The organism is Bradyrhizobium sp. IC3123 (genome assembly GCF_020193625.1).
In the GTDB taxonomy this organism is placed as follows: domain Bacteria; phylum Pseudomonadota; class Alphaproteobacteria; order Rhizobiales; family Xanthobacteraceae; genus Bradyrhizobium; species Bradyrhizobium yuanmingense.
Map to the genome: position 1 here is coordinate 1 of NZ_JADYVF010000078.1, position 381 is coordinate 381.

Genomic DNA, 381 nt, shown 5'->3' on the forward strand with positions numbered 1-381 from the left:
CCTGCAATCCGAGTCCGAGGGGCCTGCCCTCATCTCTTGCGCAGCAAGGCTGCTCGGAAGATGGTCTACATACTCAACCTCCTTCTTCGCGCCGTCATGGCGCACATACCACCGTGCAGCCGAAGGCCATCACCTTCCCGACCGATGCCAAGCTGCTGCACGCGGCAATCAAGGGGCTCAACCGCCTGGCGAGGAAGCACGGGGTCAAGCTGCGGCAGTCCTATCTTCGCATTGCCAAGACCGCGGCGATGATTGCGGGACGCTACGGCCATGCCAAGCAATTCAAGCGGCATCAGCGGCAGTTGCGCATCCTGCGCAGCCGACTGGGCCGGATCATCCGCGATATCCGCCGCAAGATCGAAGGTCAGGCTGTGCTTGAGA

Annotated in this window: 1 pseudogene; it reads left to right on the forward strand. The window is 62.2% G+C overall.

The features are described from left to right. Window positions 1–381: pseudogene (locus I6F20_RS37710) on the forward strand (IS5/IS1182 family transposase); the annotation flags it as partial.